The organism is Mangrovimonas sp. TPBH4 (genome assembly GCF_001280505.1).
Lineage (GTDB): Bacteria > Bacteroidota > Bacteroidia > Flavobacteriales > Flavobacteriaceae > Mangrovimonas_A.
In genome coordinates this window covers 119,505-136,989 of record NZ_LBIO01000042.1, presented here as the reverse complement: position 1 = coordinate 136,989, position 17,485 = coordinate 119,505, and the positions used below count along the sequence as shown (strand labels likewise).

The 17,485-nt window shown below is 38.8% G+C and carries 10 protein-coding genes; 5 read left to right on the top strand and 5 right to left on the bottom strand.

All coding sequences use genetic code 11. The annotated features are described in order from the left end of the window. The first annotated feature begins 58 nt into the window (after positions 1 to 58). The gene (locus ZA05_RS06325; protein ID WP_053990840.1) at positions 59 to 1,840 is read left to right on the top strand and encodes a 1-deoxy-D-xylulose-5-phosphate synthase; all 1,782 of its coding nucleotides are present in this window, start codon (positions 59 to 61) and stop codon (positions 1,838 to 1,840) included. Here the strand turns inward: ZA05_RS06325 and ZA05_RS18190 are convergent. Together ZA05_RS18190 and ZA05_RS06320 are read right to left on the bottom strand one after the other, a co-directional pair. Beyond that, a complete protein-coding gene (locus ZA05_RS18190; protein WP_157503105.1) occupies positions 1,818 to 1,988 on the bottom strand; it encodes a hypothetical protein in 171 nt (56 codons plus the stop codon). The two genes, ZA05_RS06325 and ZA05_RS18190, sit on opposite strands and share 23 nt — an antisense overlap. A 192-nt stretch (positions 1,989 to 2,180) precedes the next feature. Further along, positions 2,181 to 3,524 (bottom strand): deoxyguanosinetriphosphate triphosphohydrolase, encoded by a 1,344-nt coding sequence (locus tag ZA05_RS06320; RefSeq protein WP_053990839.1) that lies wholly within the window; start codon positions 3,522 to 3,524, stop codon positions 2,181 to 2,183. A 180-nt stretch (positions 3,525 to 3,704) separates the two neighbouring features. Here ZA05_RS06320 and ZA05_RS06315 point away from each other — a divergent pair, with 180 nt between their 5' ends. Further along, complete coding sequence (locus ZA05_RS06315) at positions 3,705 to 6,515, top strand: TonB-dependent receptor (protein ID WP_053990838.1); 2,811 nt, start codon at positions 3,705 to 3,707, stop codon at positions 6,513 to 6,515. A gap of 123 nt (positions 6,516 to 6,638) precedes the next feature. Then, entirely contained in the window at positions 6,639 to 8,858 is a 2,220-nt protein-coding gene (locus ZA05_RS18320) for a hypothetical protein (protein ID WP_197276056.1), read from the top strand. A 73-nt stretch (positions 8,859 to 8,931) separates the two neighbouring features. Here ZA05_RS18320 and ZA05_RS06305 read toward each other — a convergent pair whose 3' ends face one another. Further along, positions 8,932 to 9,285 carry a toxin-antitoxin system YwqK family antitoxin gene (locus tag ZA05_RS06305; protein WP_053990837.1) on the bottom strand — a complete coding sequence of 118 codons (354 nt, stop codon included), beginning with the start codon at positions 9,283 to 9,285 and terminating at the stop codon, positions 8,932 to 8,934. 389 nt (positions 9,286 to 9,674) lie between these two features. On the opposite strand from ZA05_RS06305, the gene ZA05_RS06300 reads away from it, so the two are divergent. Together ZA05_RS06300 and ZA05_RS06295 are read left to right on the top strand one after the other, a co-directional pair. Then, positions 9,675 to 10,880 (top strand): porin, encoded by a 1,206-nt coding sequence (locus ZA05_RS06300; protein WP_053990836.1) that lies wholly within the window; start codon positions 9,675 to 9,677, stop codon positions 10,878 to 10,880. A 77-nt stretch (positions 10,881 to 10,957) separates the two neighbouring features. Beyond that, a complete protein-coding gene (locus ZA05_RS06295) occupies positions 10,958 to 13,273 on the top strand; it encodes an inorganic phosphate transporter (protein WP_053990835.1) in 2,316 nt (771 codons plus the stop codon). Between the two features lie 73 nt (positions 13,274 to 13,346). Here the strand turns inward: ZA05_RS06295 and ZA05_RS06290 are convergent, their stop codons facing one another. Next, positions 13,347 to 15,827, bottom strand: coding sequence for a ribonucleoside-diphosphate reductase subunit alpha (locus ZA05_RS06290; protein WP_053990834.1), 2,481 nt, complete (start codon positions 15,825 to 15,827; stop codon positions 13,347 to 13,349). 200 nt (positions 15,828 to 16,027) lie between these two features. Continuing rightward, the gene (locus ZA05_RS06285; RefSeq protein WP_053990833.1) at positions 16,028 to 17,008 is read right to left on the bottom strand and encodes a ribonucleotide-diphosphate reductase subunit beta; all 981 of its coding nucleotides are present in this window, start codon (positions 17,006 to 17,008) and stop codon (positions 16,028 to 16,030) included. Positions 17,009 to 17,485: the final 477 nt, after the last annotated feature.

Sequence of the window (17,485 nt, the reverse complement as noted above, 5' to 3'; positions counted from 1 at the left end):
GCTATAAAATTGAATTCCGAATCCCAAAAATACGATTTCAAATGGTACATTTGTAATTATGTCCAAGTTATTAAAACACATAGACTCTCCCGAGGATTTACGGCACTTAGACCAAAGTCAACTTCCAAAATTAGCAAAGGAATTAAGAGAGTTTATCATTCATATTGTCGCTACCAAAGAAGGTCATTTAGGGGCCAGTTTGGGAGTGGTTGAACTCACCATTGCCCTCCATTACGTCTTCAATACACCTGAAGATTTGTTGATCTGGGATGTTGGCCACCAAGCCTACGGACATAAGATTTTAACCGGCAGAAGGGATGTGTTTGACACCAATCGTCAATTTGGCGGACTAAGCGGCTTTCCAAAACGAAGCGAAAGTCCCTATGATACTTTCGGCGTTGGACATTCTTCCACCTCTATTTCTGCGGCTTTAGGAATGGCCTTAGTTTCTCAACTAAAAGGTCAAGTTAGTAAACAACATATAGCGGTTATTGGCGATGCCTCTATAGCTAGCGGAATGGCCTTTGAAGGTCTTAACCATGCAGGCGTAACCAATGCCAACCTTTTGGTAATTCTAAACGACAACGCCATTGGAATTGATCCTAGCGTTGGGGCTTTGAAACAATATTTAACCAATGTTAAAAAAGGCACACAAAAACACGAAAATGTGTTTGAAGCCTTAAACTTCAACTATTCAGGCCCTATTGATGGTCATGACTTTGCCGCTTTGATTTCAGAATTGGAGCGCTTAAAAACGGTTGAAGGTCCCAAATTTCTACATGTCATTACCACCAAAGGTAAAGGCTTAAAACAGGCAGAAAAAGATCAAGTAAAATACCATGCCCCCGGTAAATTTGATGCTACAACAGGAGAACTTATCGCTAAATCCAATACTGAGCAACCGCCAAAGTTTCAAGATGTATTTGGGCATACTATTGTAGAATTGTCTAAAACCAATAAAGACATAATAGGCATCACTCCCGCAATGCCAACGGGAAGTTCCTTAAAATATATGATGCAGGAATTTCCAGAAAGGGCCATTGATGTGGGCATCGCAGAACAGCACGCCGTAACCCTCGCAGCAGGCATGGCCACCCAAGGCGCTGTTGTATTTTGTAATATCTACTCTACTTTTCTACAAAGAGCTTACGATCAGGTGATCCATGATGTGGCCATTCAAAATCTTCCGGTCATTTTTTGTTTAGATCGTGCCGGATTGGTAGGTGAAGATGGCGCAACACATCACGGTCTTTATGACTTAGCGTACTTAAGATGCATTCCTAACCTTATTATTTTTGCACCTCGCAATGAGATTGAATTACGCAACATAATGTATACGGCACAATTAGGGCTTCAACACCCTATTGCGATCCGCTATCCTAGAGGTAAAGGCAACACCTTGGATTGGAAACAACCTTTTGAACCAATTGAAATTGGCAAAGCTGTAGCACTAAAAAGCGGTAACAACATAGCCATTCTTAGCCTAGGTTTTATTGCTGATAAGGTTACACAAGCCATCGAAAGAATTGAGTTGAAAGACGATGTCGCTCACATTGACATGCGCTTTCTAAAACCATTAGACGAGGCCATGTTACACATGATTTTCAATGCCTATTCAGAAATAATTACAATAGAAGATGGTTGTGAAAAAGGAGGATTTGGTAGTGCCATTTTAGAATTTGCAGCTCAGAACAACTACAAGAACAACGTTCATATTATGGCGGTTCCAGATTTAATTGTGGAACATGGGAGTATTGAAACCTTACAGCACCTCACCAGAATAGATGCGGATGCTATCTCTGCTAAACTAGAAGCAATTATTCAGCGTCACTGTCTGTAGTAGCCATGTTAGGCTGCTCTGTAGCATTATAAATATCGACACTTTCGTTCAATTGCGAATTCTTACTAGAACGCATATCATCAAGCATCAATAAAAAGGCCACAGTAACAAAGAAAATAACAAGTGCTCCTAAAAGGTTCTTTTTCATCATTGTAGATTTAGAGAATAAACAACAGGACAAATATAAGATTTAATCGATAAAAAACAAATTTCTTCGACAAAATACACTTCATGACATGAAAAATCTGATTATCATATCATAAAGCAGCACAAATTTAGTTGAAAAAAGTACAGATTTTAGCTTCTCCTCAAAACTTGTCAACATGTTTTCAACAAGATCCTAAATATAATCCCCTCTCAATTTTCTATAGGCAAGAATAGCATTGCTATCTGAGAGTTTTGAAATATAATTGGACACCGCCATTAGACTTTCATAAGTTGATCCTTGGGATGAACGAACCGCTTCGGGAAGCATTTTTAAAATTAATTTGTTGTAATTGGAAGCAGTACCATTGGCTGTATTACAAACAGCATCCGTAAACGCTGTTAGCAGTCCATTGATAACCTCATATCCGGAAACTTCTTTATCAATCACTTCAGAAGATTCGTAGATATTCTGGATACTGATTTTAATAATATCGCTAATCTGGGCTTCAAAACGACTCTTATCCAATAGACCCTGAGTAAATTCGTCCTTTAAAATTGCCTCTTCATTTGCCATAAACAAATCCACGGCTTCATTGATTAAGGTATTGATAGCAAGCGCCCTTAAATAACTCACCCGATCTTGAGTATTCTTCAAGGCATGGTATTTTTCTGTATTAATGGAGTGCCTCACCAAATTAATTAGATATTCCAAAGCAAACTCTTCCTGAATCAAACCAAGATTGATCCCATCCTCAAAATCAATAATAGTATAACAGATGTCGTCCGCGGCCTCCACTAAAAACGCAAGAGGATGCCTTGAATACCTTACCTCACCATCAACTCCTCTTTTAAGCAAACCCAACTCTTTGGCAACATCATCGAAAATATGTTTTTCAGATTGAAAAAAACCGTACTTTTTATCTACAATATGCTTACTTGGCTTTTTTGGCAAGGACTCTTTTGGGTATTTCATAAAGGCTCCCAACGTAGCATAACTTAACCGAAGTCCTCCTTCTCTTCCACTTCTGCTTTCGGTTAAAATCTTAAACCCATTGGCATTTCCTTCAAAATCGCACAAATCTTGATATTCCTTATCAGTCAACTCGCTTTTATACAAAGCCCCCTTACCATTTTTAAAGAATTCACCAATGGCCTTTTCACCAGAATGTCCAAAGGGCGGATTTCCGATATCGTGAGCCAAAGCCGCTGCTGCCACAATTGCTCCAAAATCATTGGCTTGATACCCATGGACGGTTTGCAAATATGGGTATTTTTCCAAGATCCTTTGCCCCACTTTCCTTCCTAAGGAACGTCCTACGACACTCACCTCCAAACTGTGTGTAAGTCGCGTATGTACAAAATCGGTTTTAGATAATGGGATGACCTGAGTTTTATCCTGTAGACTTCGAAACTCGGCCGAAAAAATAACCCGGTCATAATCAACCTCAAAGCCTAAACGTGTTTCATCTTGTTCCTTACGTAAACGTTTATGGGTATCGCCAAAACGCTTTAAGGATAATAAGTCCTCCCAATTCATGTTAAAAAATTTTGTCGACGCAAGATACTGTTTTCAATGTTAAATTAATGTTTCCAAACTTCAAAAATAGCCTCATCTCTTAACACTTTTCTAACCTTTTGATTACCTAGTTTTAATTGTGAGTTAACATTGGCTTTACAGTATGAGGGTTTCTTTGCAGCGAATTACAACAACTATAATATGAGACAATTACTATTTGTATTTTCGGTGTTATTCACCACCGTTTTCTACGCACAAAACACTGGTTCTGTGGCAGGAAAATTAACAGACATTGACTTTAACAACGAACCGTTGGCCTTTGCCAACATTTTAATTAAAGGTACTACCACAGGTACTACCTCAGATTTTGATGGTCTTTACGCCATTGACAATCTAGACCCAGGGAGCTACACCCTGGTATTCAGCTTTGTTGGATACGAAACTCAAGAGATTACTGTAGAGGTAGTAGCAGGAAAAGTAACAGAAGTTAACGTACCTATGGGAGCGAGTGCCGCTTCTTTGGATGAAGTTATCATTACCACTACTACTAGAAAGGAGAGCGAAGCTGCCCTATTATTGGAGCAAAAGAAAGCTACAGGTATCAAAACTTCTATTGGAGCTCAAGAACTTTCTAGAAAAGGTGTGGGTGACGTAGCAACAGCCGTAACCAAAGTTTCAGGAATCTCTCAACAAGAAGGCTCAGGAAGTGTATTTGTAAGAGGTCTAGGAGACCGTTACAACATCACCACCTTAAATGGTTTGCCATTACCATCCAACAATCCTGCTAACAAGAACATCGATTTGGATATTTTCAGCACAAACATTGTAGAGTTTATTGCAATAGACAAAACCTACAACGCTGCCAACTATGGCGATTTTGCTGGAGCAAATATCAACATCATTTCAAAAGACTACACAGGATCAGGTTTTTTACAATTGGGTTTAAGCAGTGGCGCCAATACTGAAGCTATAGGAACGGAAGATTTTTATCTACATGAAGGTCCAAACTACAGCGGATTCTACACCACAGACTATCCAGATTACCCTTTGAACAACTATAACTTTACCACTAGCTGGGATAGAGAAAAAGGACCAATGCCAGTGAACTCCGGAATCTCTTTAGTTGGCGGGGAAACCTTAAGATTAGGAGACGAAACTAAATTAAGCTTCTTCGGGGTTGGTAACTATAGCAACGGCTTCACTTACAAAGAAGGCCTTTCTAGAGGAGGTGTAAACGTATCTGGAGTGCCTTTAAGTAATTTTGATTTTGAAAATTACGAGTACAAAACAAACACCACTTTAATGGGGAACATTGGTTTGAAACACAAACAACAGTCCATAAAATACAATGTCCTTTACTTGAATTCCACAAGTCAAAAGCAAATGGAATATGATGGTGTGATCAATGTTTTTGATGACGCACCAGAAGGTGGAGGTATCATACAGCGTTCTGTATTTGATAGAACAGAGTTGTTTGTAAACCAATTATTGGGTGACCATGCTATTGGCGAGCAATTTGATGTCAACTGGGGCGTATCTTACAACATGCTTTACAACAATGTACCTAACAGAAGACAGACCACATTGTTACCTGTAAACCCTAACGACCCAGATGGACCAAAATCTATGCAATTGGTATCTTCAGCATCAGCCAATCACAGATTCTACCAAGATTTGAATGAGGACGAATTGGCAGCAAACATAGCAACCACTTTTAAATTCAGCAAAAATGAAGATGACGAATACGCTGGAAAAGTAACCTTAGGGTACAACGGAAGAATGAAAAAAGTAGATTTTGAAGCAACCCAATTCAACTTCAGAATATTACTTAGAGACTCCAACAACAACCTTATTACACAACCTGTAGTAGAACCATACAATGTGGACGCCTACTTCACTCAAGAAAATTTGAACGCTGGTTTATTTAGAATTGAGACCTTCCGCGGAAACGTTAATACCCCAAACGCATTAGAACCTCAATTTTACAAAGGAGACCAAAATATTCACGCAGGATTTGTAAATTTTGAATATACTTTTTCTCCAAAATTCAGTGTGATTGCAGGGCTTAGAGGCGAACAAATTACCCAAACCATTGGATGGGACACTTCCATAAGCTCGAGTCCAGAACCAGAAGACAACAAATTTGATACATTCGAAATCCTTCCTGCATTCTCTCTAAAGTATGCCATAAACGAAAAGCATAACCTTAAATTTGCGGCCAGTAAAACCTATACCCTGCCACAGTTTAAAGAACGTGCGCCTTTCTTATTCCAAGAAGTAAACCAGGATTATATAGGAAACCCAGACTTGTACGCCTCTAAAGACTACAACGCTGACATTATTTGGGAATTCTTCCCAGAATCTGATGAGATCTTCTCTCTTGGGGCTTTCGGAAAGTACATCCTTGATCCTATCAACCAAGTTACCATTGCCTCGGCATCCAACGATATCAGTTGGGTAAATTCTGGAGACTATGCCATGGCTATTGGAGCAGAGCTTGAAGTACGTAAGAACCTATTCAAAAGCGAAGTTGAAACAGATGACAGCACTTTAGCAACCGTATTTTCTGCCGGTTTAAATGCTGCTTACATGTATACAGACCAAGAATTGGATGACGAAAAAGTCGCTGAAGAAAATTCGATAATAAACACAGTGTTCACTAACAAAAATGATCGTCTATCTGGGGCCTCAGACTTTTTAATGAATGCCGATATTAGCTTCAACAAAGACTTTTCAGAAGATAGAAACTTCATGACTACATTAGCATTCAACTACTTTTCTGATCGTATTTACGCCTTAGGAGTTCAAGGGAGAGGCAACATGGTAGATAAAGGTTACGGAACTCTTGACTTCATTACCAAGTATCAAGTAAATGAACACATTACTTTGGGAGCTTCATTCAAAAACCTATTGAATCCTTCTGTAGAACGCTACCAGGATACTCAAGATGTTGACGTAATGACATATAAAAAGGGAAGAGATTTTAAATTATCGTTATCCTATCAATTTTAAATAATTGTTAACAAACCTCATTTTTAGTAAGATATATTCATATTTAGTTAACCATTCTGTAAACTTCAATTTAAAGCCAATGCCTTCTTTTGCTTTAAATTTTTAAAACAACAAAAAAACACAATGAGAAAAAATTTATTTACCTTAATTCTTACAGTGGCGACTTTAATTTCAGTTGTATCCTGTTCCAGCGATGACGACAATGGAGGGACACAAGCTACATGTAATGACGGAATTCAAAACGGAAACGAAACAGGTATCGATTGTGGAGGTGATTGTGAGCCTTGCGAGACCTTGAGTATTTTAGAAGGAAATATCTCTGACGATGTAACATTGGACGCTTCTATAGAGTACCAATTGACTGGTGCTTTGGTAGTTCTTGACGGCGGATCTCTAACGATTCCCGCTGGAACTATAATCAAGGCTACTGGTGGTACCTCTGCTTATATAGCTGTTGCCCAAGGAGCTCAAATATTTGTAAATGGTACTGCTGCGAACCCTGTAGTAATGACCTCTGCCGCCAATTCTCCAGCTGCTGGAGACTGGGGTGGATTGGTCGTTTGCGGTAATGCACCTACTAACAAAGGAACTTCTGTTACCTCAGAAGTTGGAGATTTAATTTATGGTGGAAATGTGGCAAATGACAACTCTGGTTCTATTCGCTACTTAAGAGTAGAGTATACTGGAGCAACCTTTTCTAATGACAAGGAATTTAACGGGGTTTCTTTATTTGGAGTAGGTTCAGGTACTACATTTGAATATGTACAGTCTTACAATGGTGGTGATGACGGTATTGAGTTCTTTGGTGGAACTGTAGAAGGTCGTTACTTAGTATCTATCAACAGTGGTGACGATTCTATCGACTTTGCTGATGGTTGGACTGGAACTGGAACAAACTGGTATATTGCCGGAGGTGCTAAAGCTGGTATTGAAGGATCAAACAACGGAGATAACGGAGATGCTACTCCTGTAACTACAACTACTCTTTCTAACATTACTGTAGTAGGACCTGTAACTGAAGGAGCACTTTACTTCAAAGAAGGTGGAGGACACTTCACAATTGACAACTTTTATGTAACTAATGCCGATCTTGGTGTTAAAGTAAAAGATACGGATGCTGAAGCAGCAGTAAGAATTGAAAACGGCGACCTAACTATTACTAACCTACAGTTTGCTGATACGGCTGAAGGGTTTATGGCTACTGATTATACTGGTGCTAACCAATCTTTCTATACTGAAGGTGTTGCTACTGGTGCTGGTAACGGTGCTGCTGCTCCTGATTGGGCTGCAGGTTGGACTATTGGATTGGACAACAGTGGATCTGTAACTGAAAACTTAGCTGGTGAGATTACAGGAACCGTAACTTTAAGTGCTAATACTGAATACTTATTGACAAGTGCTTTGGTTGTTAAAGCTGGTGGAACTTTAAACATTCCAGCTGGAACTGTAATTAAAGCTACTGGTGGTACTGCAGCCTTTATTGGAGTTGCTCAAAACGGAACTATTAATATCAACGGTGAAGCTAACAACCCAGTAGTAATGACTTCTGGAGCTGCTTCTCCTGCTGCAGGTGACTGGGGAGGATTGGTAATCTGTGGTAACGCTCCAACAAATAAAGGAACTTCTGTAACGTCTGAAGTTGGTGATTTAATCTACGGAGGAAGTGATACTAACGATAATTCAGGATCTATCCAATACCTAAGAGTTGAGTACACAGGTGCAACTTTCTCTAACGACAAAGAGTTTAACGGAGTATCTTTATTCGGTGTTGGTGCTGGTACTACTTTTGAATATGTACAGTCTTACAACGGTGGTGACGACGGTATCGAGTTCTTTGGTGGATCTGTAGTAGGTAACTACTTAGTATCTATCAACAGTGGTGACGATTCTATCGACTTTGCTGATGGTTGGACTGGAAGTGGATCTAACTGGTACATCGCTGGTGGTGCTAAAGCTGGTATTGAAGGATCAAACAACGGAGATAACGGAGATGCAACTCCTGTAACTACCACAACTTTGTCTAACATTACAGTTGTAGGACCAGTTTCTGAAGGCGCTCTTTACTTTAAAGAAGGTGGAGGAAACTTCACTATCGACAACTTCTATACTTCTGGAATCAACTTAGGAATTAAAGTTAAAGATACAGATGCTGAAGCTGCGGTAAGAATTGAAAACGGTGATTTGACTATGACCAACGTAATGTTTGAAAACACAGCTGAAGGATTCATGGCAACAGACTATACTGGCGCTAACCAAGCGTTCTATACTGAAGGAACTGCAACTGGTGCTGGCAACGGTGCTGACGCTCCTGAGTGGGCTGCAGGTTGGACTACTGGATTATAATAAACATATCCATATAAATAAGAAAAGCATCCCAATTGGGATGCTTTTTCTTTTCTTATCTATTAATATAGTATCATTTGGAAGCCAAGGTACTTTTAGTAGCCCATTCATTAACACTTGCTACTCTATTGTTCAAATAATCAACTTCTTTCAATGTATCTTCTTCCCAAAAGAACCATTTACCGGTCTTAATACCATTGTCATACTTTGCTGCAGCTATCTTCTTCCCATTTACATCATAACTATACCAATCACCCTGAAGTTTGCCGTCAAACGTATAACTACCCGTTTGGCTAATGGTTCCGTTGTCATGATAATATACCACATCAATGACATTGGTTTCTTTATTTAACGTTAAAGTTCTTTCACTCTGTGCAAATCCAAGACTTACAAAAAGCAATGCTGCAAGTACGACTATCTTTCTCATGTTGCTTTGGGTTTAAGGTTCATATATATTCAAAGTTACGAAAAATTTACATTGAATAAACATTTACGTAACATTAATTTAACATTGAAACGTAATAGCACTGTTTTTCTGACAGTTAAGACTTTCCGAATATTAAATGTTATTAATAATTAGTTAATATTATCATTACATTAAAGTCATTTTATAATGGCAGATTTGCAGAGTCTTATGACAAACAATGAGAGATTCATATAATCTATTAGTTTTTGTCGACTATATTATAGTGAATTCTAGAGGCTACTTTTAACTAAGTAGCCTCTTTTGTTTAATGTTACAAACTTAATCTTCACATAACATTAAGTTAACATAGAGTTCAGTTCTTTGCCGCCGACAAAAACTAGTACCCTGATATGAAACTTAAACTTACTGCCCTAGCAGTTATGCTATGTTGTGCGCTTACTTCGCACGCCCAAGAAACTGAAACAAACAGCCCAAAATTTGGTAAAGGACTTTTCAACCTAGTAGGTAAAGATAGTACCTGGTCCATGAAGGTAAATGCAAGAATGCAAATACTGGGTTCTGCTGTTTGGTCTGAAAATGAAGGAGACCTTGGAGATTTACAATCCAATATGTTAATTAGACGTGCCCGCCTAAAATTTGGCGGTTTCGCCTTAACTCCAAAACTTAAGTATAAAATTGAATTAGGCCTATCCAACCGCGATATGTCCGGTGCTTCCTATTACACCCACAATACACCACGCTTCGTTATGGACGCTGTAATGAAATGGAATTTCCACGGTGATTTTGTACTTTGGTTTGGACAAACCAAACTTCCAGGAAACCGCGAACGTGTCATTTCATCATCGAACATGCAGTTTGTAGACAGATCCATTCTTAATGCAGGTTTTAACATAGACCGTGATATGGGAATACAATTGCACCACCAAATTGCAATCACAGAAAATTTCATCATTACAGAAGCCTTGGCAGTGTCTCAAGGAGAAGGTAGAAATGTCACTACTGGAAACCTAGGCGGACACCAATATACAGGTCGCTTAGAGCTCTACCCTTTCGGAAAATTTGAAGGCAAGGATGATTATGTAGGTAGCGACCTTAAACGCACAAAAACTCCTAAACTAGCCCTGGGAGTGTCTTACGACTTTAACGACAACGCCGTAAGAATCCGTAGTAACAGTGGTTCTTATATGGAAACTGACAACGGTTTGTTTGAAACAGATATCACAACCCTATTTGTAGACGCTATGTTTAAATACCGAGGTCTTTCTATCATGGCTGAATATGCCGATAGAGATGCCGATAGTCCAGTAGCAGTAAACAGCGATGGCACCCCTACAGGAGACATTGTACAGACAGGAAGCGGTTACAACTTTTCAGCAGGTTACCTTTTCAAGAACAATTGGGAGCTTGCAGGACGTTTTTCAAACACAGATTTTAAAGAAATCACAGGAAGAGACACCACAAATGAGTATACTCTAGGAGTTTCTAAGTATATTGTAGGTCATAAACTTAAGGTTCAAACAGATATCACATATGCAGATCGCGCAGTCCAATCAGACAGGTTAGCCTGTCGTGTGCAATTCGAGATTCAGTTTTAAGAACTTAAATGATAACAATTAGGTAACGCATCTAAGTAAAACACTATAGATATTTGCAAATTATTTGAAGTTAAATTATGGATAATATTTATTTATTAATGATTGTCGCCCTCTCCATTTTGGCCATCGCCGATTTGATTGTTGGGGTGAGTAACGACGCGGTAAACTTTTTAAATTCCGCCATAGGTTCCAAGGCCTTTTCTTTTAAAACCATCATGATTGTTGCCAGTATTGGGGTAGCTGTTGGAGCCGTTTTCTCCAGCGGTATGATGGAGGTAGCCCGTAAGGGAATTTTCAACCCCGGGGAGTTCATGTTCAGTGAAATCATGATCATATTTATGGCCGTAATGATTACGGACATCCTACTCCTGGACTTTTTCAATTCCGTGGGGATGCCAACATCAACGACAGTATCTATTGTATTTGAATTGCTTGGAGCCTCTGTAGCCATGGCCTTAATAAAAATAGCCCATGACGGAGGGACCTTTACAGATGTTGTAAACTACATCAACACTTCCAAAGCCACCGAAATTATATTTGGGATTCTGCTCTCGGTCGTGGTCGCCTTTTCCATAGGTGCTATCGTACAATGGGTTTCAAGACTATTACTGTCTTATGATTTTGAAAGAAAGGCGAAATGGGTTGGAGCTTTATTTGGAGGATTTGCTTTAACAGCTATTACCTATTTCATTTTCATGAAAGGGATTAAAGGTACCAACTATGCCAAAGAAAGCTTTGACATATTAGATGGGCAAACTATAAGTCACTTCCTAGAAAACCAAGTATTACTCATTGTTGCTATAAGTTTAGTGTTTTGGTCTTTGCTATCATTCGCCCTAATCTTGTTTGCCAAAACAAACATCTACAAACTAATTATTTTAGTAGGAACCTTTGCCTTGGCATTGGCCTTTGCCGGGAACGACCTTGTAAACTTCATTGGAGTACCAATTGCGGGATGGCAATCCTTCCAAGCTTGGTCTGCCTCAGGCGCTGCTCCAGAAGCTTTCGCAATGGCCAGCTTAGCCTCTAAGGTACCAACACCAACACTATTACTGGTAGCCGCAGGTTTAATTATGGTAGTAACCCTATGGTTCTCGAGCAAGGCAAAAGATGTTGTAAAAACCTCATTAGATCTATCCAGCCAGGAAGCTACCAAAGAGCGTTTCCAACCTAATTTCTTATCAAGAATTTTCGTTAGAGCAACCATCTTGATGTCTCAAATCTCTTCGTATGTGCTACCTAAATCATGGCAAGCTAAAATTGACAAACAATTTGAAAAACCAGTACTAGCACTTCAAAAAGACAAAACCTATGAGTTACCTGCCTTTGACTTGGTTAGAGCAGCAGTGAACTTAATGGTTGCGGCAGTATTGATTTCCATAGCAACTTCAATGAAATTACCATTATCTACTACTTACGTTACATTTATGGTAGCCATGGGTACTTCATTGGCAGATAAGGCTTGGGGTGCAGAAAGCGCCGTATACCGCGTTGCTGGGGTATTGAACGTTATTGGAGGATGGTTTTTCACCGCTTTAATTGCCTTTGTTTCTGCAGCGGTTATTGCTTATTTCTTAAACTGGAATGTAAAAGTAATGGTTCCTGTTCTATTGTTATTGGCAACGATTATCCTAGTACGCAACTACCTTGCTCATAGCAAAAAGTCAAAAGAGCAAAAAGCAGAAAATCGCCTATTAAAAGCCGAAAGCAGTTCTGTACAAGGTGTTATCCACGAAAGTGCCAACAACATTGCCAATGTAGTAGACAGAGGTAACAGAATTTACACCAACGCTATCAACGGTTTGGCCAGACAGGATTTGGCAATGCTTAAAAAGAATAAAAAGCAGGTAGTTAAATTAACTGAAGACATAGACGAATTACGTGACAACATTTTCTATTTCATCAAAAACTTGGATGAATCAAGTGTAAGTGCGAGTAATTTTTACATCAACGTTTTGGGATATTTACAAGATATGACACAATCTTTGGAATACATCTCAAAGGCGAGTCACAAACACATCAACAACAACCACAAGAAGTTGAAATTTAGCCAAATTAAGGAACTAAAAGAAGTTGATGAGCGTTTTGAGCGTCTTTTCCAAAATACCAAGAACGCATTCGAATCTCATTCTTTTGCAGAAATTGGAAAGATCTTGAACCGCAAAGAGGAAATTGTTTCCTTGGTAACCGATAAGATCCAAAAACAAGTGGAACGTACCAGAACTGAAGAGTCCAGTCCTAAAAACACTACACTTTATTTCAGTATGCTATTGGAAACAAAAGACCTTCTTAATGCTACCATGAACTTACTGGAAGAATATTACAGTGCCCACGACAGCTCTGTAAAACCAGCAAGACTTAATAAATTATTTGCTGGAAACGAAGAAGAATAAGAAACAGGTATCTAAAAAAAAGCCATCTCAATGAGATGGCTTTTTTTTATTAAACAAATTAAATCAACTTACATTAAGAACCACACATAAGACAATCCTCCCCTTCATTGGCTTTTGCTGCCTCTATTAAAGCTTTCATTTCTTCAGCGCTCATAGGTTCTACTTCTACCTCAGTGGTCTCCTTGGCAAACTTAGCCGCTGTTTTTGCTGCTTGCTCCTTTTGTTGAGCTACAACAGGCGCTTCCAATTCCGCTTCTTTAGACTCAGGAATAACTTGCTTATTTTTCTTATTGTCTAAAGTGAATTTAATAGCATCTACCGCACTTTTGGTACGCAGGTAATACATTCCGGTTTTCAAACCGCTTTTCCATGCATAAAAGTGCATAGAAGTCAATTTTGCCATGGTAGCTCCCTCCATAAATAGGTTCAAGGATTGCGATTGGTCAATGAAATACCCACGGTGACGCGCCATGTCAATGATATCCTTCATACTCATTTCCCAAACCGTCTTATACAATTCTTTGATATCTTGAGGGATTTCATCTATATTTTGAATAGAACCATTGGCTCTCATGATTTCCTGCTTCAAATTTTCATCCCAAAGACCAAGCTCCACCAAGTCTTCCAACAAATGTTTGTTCACAACAATAAATTCCCCAGACAGCACACGTCTTGTATAGATATTGGATGTATAAGGTTCAAAACACTCATTGTTACCTAAGATCTGCGATGTGGAAGCCGTAGGCATTGGTGCTACTAACAAGGAATTACGTACACCATGCTTCATAACATCTTTTCTAAGTTTTGCCCAATCCCAACGTCCGCTCAATTCCTCATCCTTAATCCCCCAAAGGTTATGCTGAAAGTCCCCTTTACTTATTGGAGACCCTTCATAACTTTGGTAAGGACCATCGGCCGAGGCCTCTTCCATACTGGCTGTAATGGCCGCAAAATAAAGGGTTTCAAATATCTCCTGATTTAATTTTTTGGCTTCATCACTGGTAAATGGCATACGCAATTTAATGAAGGTATCCGCCAAACCTTGAACCCCCAGACCTACTGGACGATGCCTAAAATTGGAGTTCTGAGCCTCAACAACCGGGTAATAATTTCTATCGATAACCCTGTTTAGGTTTTTAGTAACACGCTTGGTAATTTTGAAAAGCTCCTTATGATCAAACTCTCCATTTTTGATAAACATTGGCAAGGCAATGGATGCCAAATTGCATACAGCCACCTCATCTGGAGCCGTATACTCCAAAATTTCAGTACATAAATTCGAGGAACGGATGGTTCCCAAATTCTGTTGATTGGATTTACGGTTTGCCGCATCCTTATACAACATATAAGGTGTTCCTGTCTCAATTTGCGATTCCAATATTTTCTCCCACAATTCGCGTGCCTTGATGGTTTTACGCCCTCTGCCTTCTGCTTCATATTTTAAATAAAGTGCCTCGAAAGCCTCACTGTGGCTTTCATCCAAGCCCGGACATTCGTTAGGACACATCAAAGTCCATTGACCATCTTCTTCGACGCGCTTCATAAACAAATCGGAAATCCACATTGCGTAAAACAGGTCACGCGCACGCATCTCCTCTTTTCCATGATTCTTTTTCAAATCAAGAAAATCAAAAATATCGGCATGCCAAGTTTCAATATAAATCGCAAAACTCCCTTTTCGCTTTCCGCCCCCCTGATCTACATAACGCGCCGTATCATTGAATACACGCAACATTGGAACAATTCCATTGGAAGTTCCGTTGGTTCCAGAAATATAGCTTCCTGTAGCTCTCACATTGTGAATAGCCAATCCAATACCACCTGCCGACTGAGAAATTTTGGCCGTTTGTTTCAACGTGTCATAAATTCCGTCAATACTGTCTTCCTTCATGGTTAATAAGAAACAAGACGACATTTGTGGTTTTGGTGTTCCAGAATTAAAAAGTGTAGGTGTAGCGTGTGTAAAATATTTTTTGGACATTAACTCATAAGTCTCCACGGCCGCGTCCAAATCATGCAGATGGATCCCCACAGCAACTCTCATGAGCATATGTTGGGGACGTTCGGCAATTTTTCCGTTTAGCTTTAAAAGATAGGAACGCTCCAAGGTTTTAAATCCAAAATAATCATAGCCAAAATCGCGATTATAAATTATCATGGAATCCAGCTTATCACGGTTCTCCATGACAACAGTATACACCTCCTCTGAAAGTAATGGTGCCTTTTGCCCAGTGCGCGGGTTTACATAAGTATAGAGATCATGCATGACCTCACTAAATGACTTTTTAGTGTTTTTATGCAGGTTAGATACCGAAATTCGTGCCGCCAATCGAGCGTAGTCAGGATGCGCCGTGGTCATAGTTGCAGCAATCTCAGCTGCCAAATTATCAAGTTCACTAGTTGTGACCCCGTCATACAAGCCTTCAATTACGCGCATTGCCACTTTTACTGGATCTACCAATTCGTTCAATCCGTAGCATAATTTTCTAACACGAGCGGTGATTTTGTCGAACATCACCGGTTCCTTCCGGCCATCTCTTTTAACTACATACATATGTTTTTCAAGTTTTTAGCTTTCCGAATCACTTCAGAAAATGGGTTAATTAGTTAGCCCGAACCCTGAAATGTTCAAAATTCGGTAAGATTTGGGCTTACAGTTCCTAGAAAACCTACTTCTAAAAACTGTAAGCCTAATATTGTAATACGTATTGATTCCCTAAAGAGGGTATATTTTAGATTTGAGGAGCCAATTATTTAAAAATCGGCATCAAATTTGAATTTATCTTCTTCCTCTTCCTTATTAAGCACGCCTGCCTTTTGATATTCTGACACACGTTTTTCGAAGAAATTAGTTTTTCCTTGTAGTGAAATCATGTCCATAAAATCAAAAGGGTTTGAAGTATTGTATACCTTTTCGCAGCCTAATTCGCTCAACAAACGGTCTGTAACAAACTCCAAGTATTGTGTCATCAATTTAGAATTCATACCAATTAAACTAACCGGAAGGGACTCTGTGATAAACTCTCTTTCAATATCAAGGGCATCCACCAAAATTTCAGTGATACGCGCTTTTGGCACTTTATTTACAAGGTGATGATTATGCAAATGAACTGCAAAATCGCAGTGCACACCTTCATCTCTGGAGATAAGCTCGTTGGAGAAGGTAAGCCCAGGCATTAAACCACGCTTTTTAAGCCAGAAAATAGAACAGAAGGCTCCAGAAAAGAAGATACCTTCTACAGCTGCAAAGGCAATCAATCGCTCTGCAAAACTTGGAGATTCAATCCATTTCAAAGCCCATTCTGCCTTTTTCTTGATGGCAGGAAATGTTTCTATGGCATTAAAAAGCATACTCTTTTCCTTTTCATCTTTTACATAAGTATCAATTAACAACGAATAGGTTTCACTATGGATATTTTCCATCATGATTTGAAACCCATAAAAGAATTTGGCTTCGCTGTATTGCACTTCGTTGACGAAATTTTCGGCAAGATTTTCATTTACGATTCCATCACTGGCAGCAAAAAATGCCAAAATGTGCTTTATGAAGTAGCGCTCGTCGTAATTCAATTTACTTTGCCAATCTGTAAGATCTTGATGCAAATCTATTTCTTCGGCCGTCCAAAAACTGGCTTCAGATTTTTTATACCACTCCCAAATATCGTGGTGTTGGATAGGAAAAATTACGAATCGATCTTTGTTTTCTTGTAAAATTGGTTCAGTAGTTTGAGACATTAGTGTTTTGGTTTTTTGATGATTAAAATGAACATTTTTGTCGATTTGGGTTTAACAAATATTCAAAATTGAAGCTGAAAAAGAAAGCTAATTTTATGAACATTGTCAACAAGTTTTTAACAAGTTGAAAATCAACTAAAACCCAAAAGTTTACAGAAATAATTACTCAAACACCTATAAACAAATACTTTACACTTATTTAGAACTGCCAATTATTTACAATTTTCACAAACAATTGACAATATCAAAACATTAAATTTTAATGAATAAAAAGAGAAGAAAACAATCTATTATTGGCACAAATAAAAAGAGAGCCTGACCAGCTCTCTTTTCCCCAATAATTAACTAAACTAACTAAAACTATACTTTAAAGAAATAGTTACCTTAAATTTTGTGATGACGAAACTAGATTGCTCTAGCTTCAATTGATTAATAGCGTATAATCAAAAAAGTGAATCACAAAAATCACTTTTACTT

Bases quoted from the DNA above. Each gene is read 5' to 3' on its own strand.
- ZA05_RS06325 (WP_053990840.1), top strand. From the start codon at position 59: ATGTCCAAGTTATTAAAACACATAGACTCTCCCGAGGATTTACGGCAC.
- ZA05_RS18190 (WP_157503105.1), bottom strand. From the start codon at position 1,988: ATGAAAAAGAACCTTTTAGGAGCACTTGTTATTTTCTTTGTTACTGTG.
- ZA05_RS06320 (WP_053990839.1), bottom strand. From the start codon at position 3,524: ATGAATTGGGAGGACTTATTATCCTTAAAGCGTTTTGGCGATACCCAT.
- ZA05_RS06315 (WP_053990838.1), top strand. From the start codon at position 3,705: ATGAGACAATTACTATTTGTATTTTCGGTGTTATTCACCACCGTTTTC.
- ZA05_RS18320 (WP_197276056.1), top strand. From the start codon at position 6,639: ATGAGAAAAAATTTATTTACCTTAATTCTTACAGTGGCGACTTTAATT.
- ZA05_RS06305 (WP_053990837.1), bottom strand. From the start codon at position 9,285: ATGAGAAAGATAGTCGTACTTGCAGCATTGCTTTTTGTAAGTCTTGGA.
- ZA05_RS06300 (WP_053990836.1), top strand. From the start codon at position 9,675: ATGAAACTTAAACTTACTGCCCTAGCAGTTATGCTATGTTGTGCGCTT.
- ZA05_RS06295 (WP_053990835.1), top strand. From the start codon at position 10,958: ATGGATAATATTTATTTATTAATGATTGTCGCCCTCTCCATTTTGGCC.
- ZA05_RS06290 (WP_053990834.1), bottom strand. From the start codon at position 15,827: ATGTATGTAGTTAAAAGAGATGGCCGGAAGGAACCGGTGATGTTCGAC.
- ZA05_RS06285 (WP_053990833.1), bottom strand. From the start codon at position 17,008: ATGTCTCAAACTACTGAACCAATTTTACAAGAAAACAAAGATCGATTC.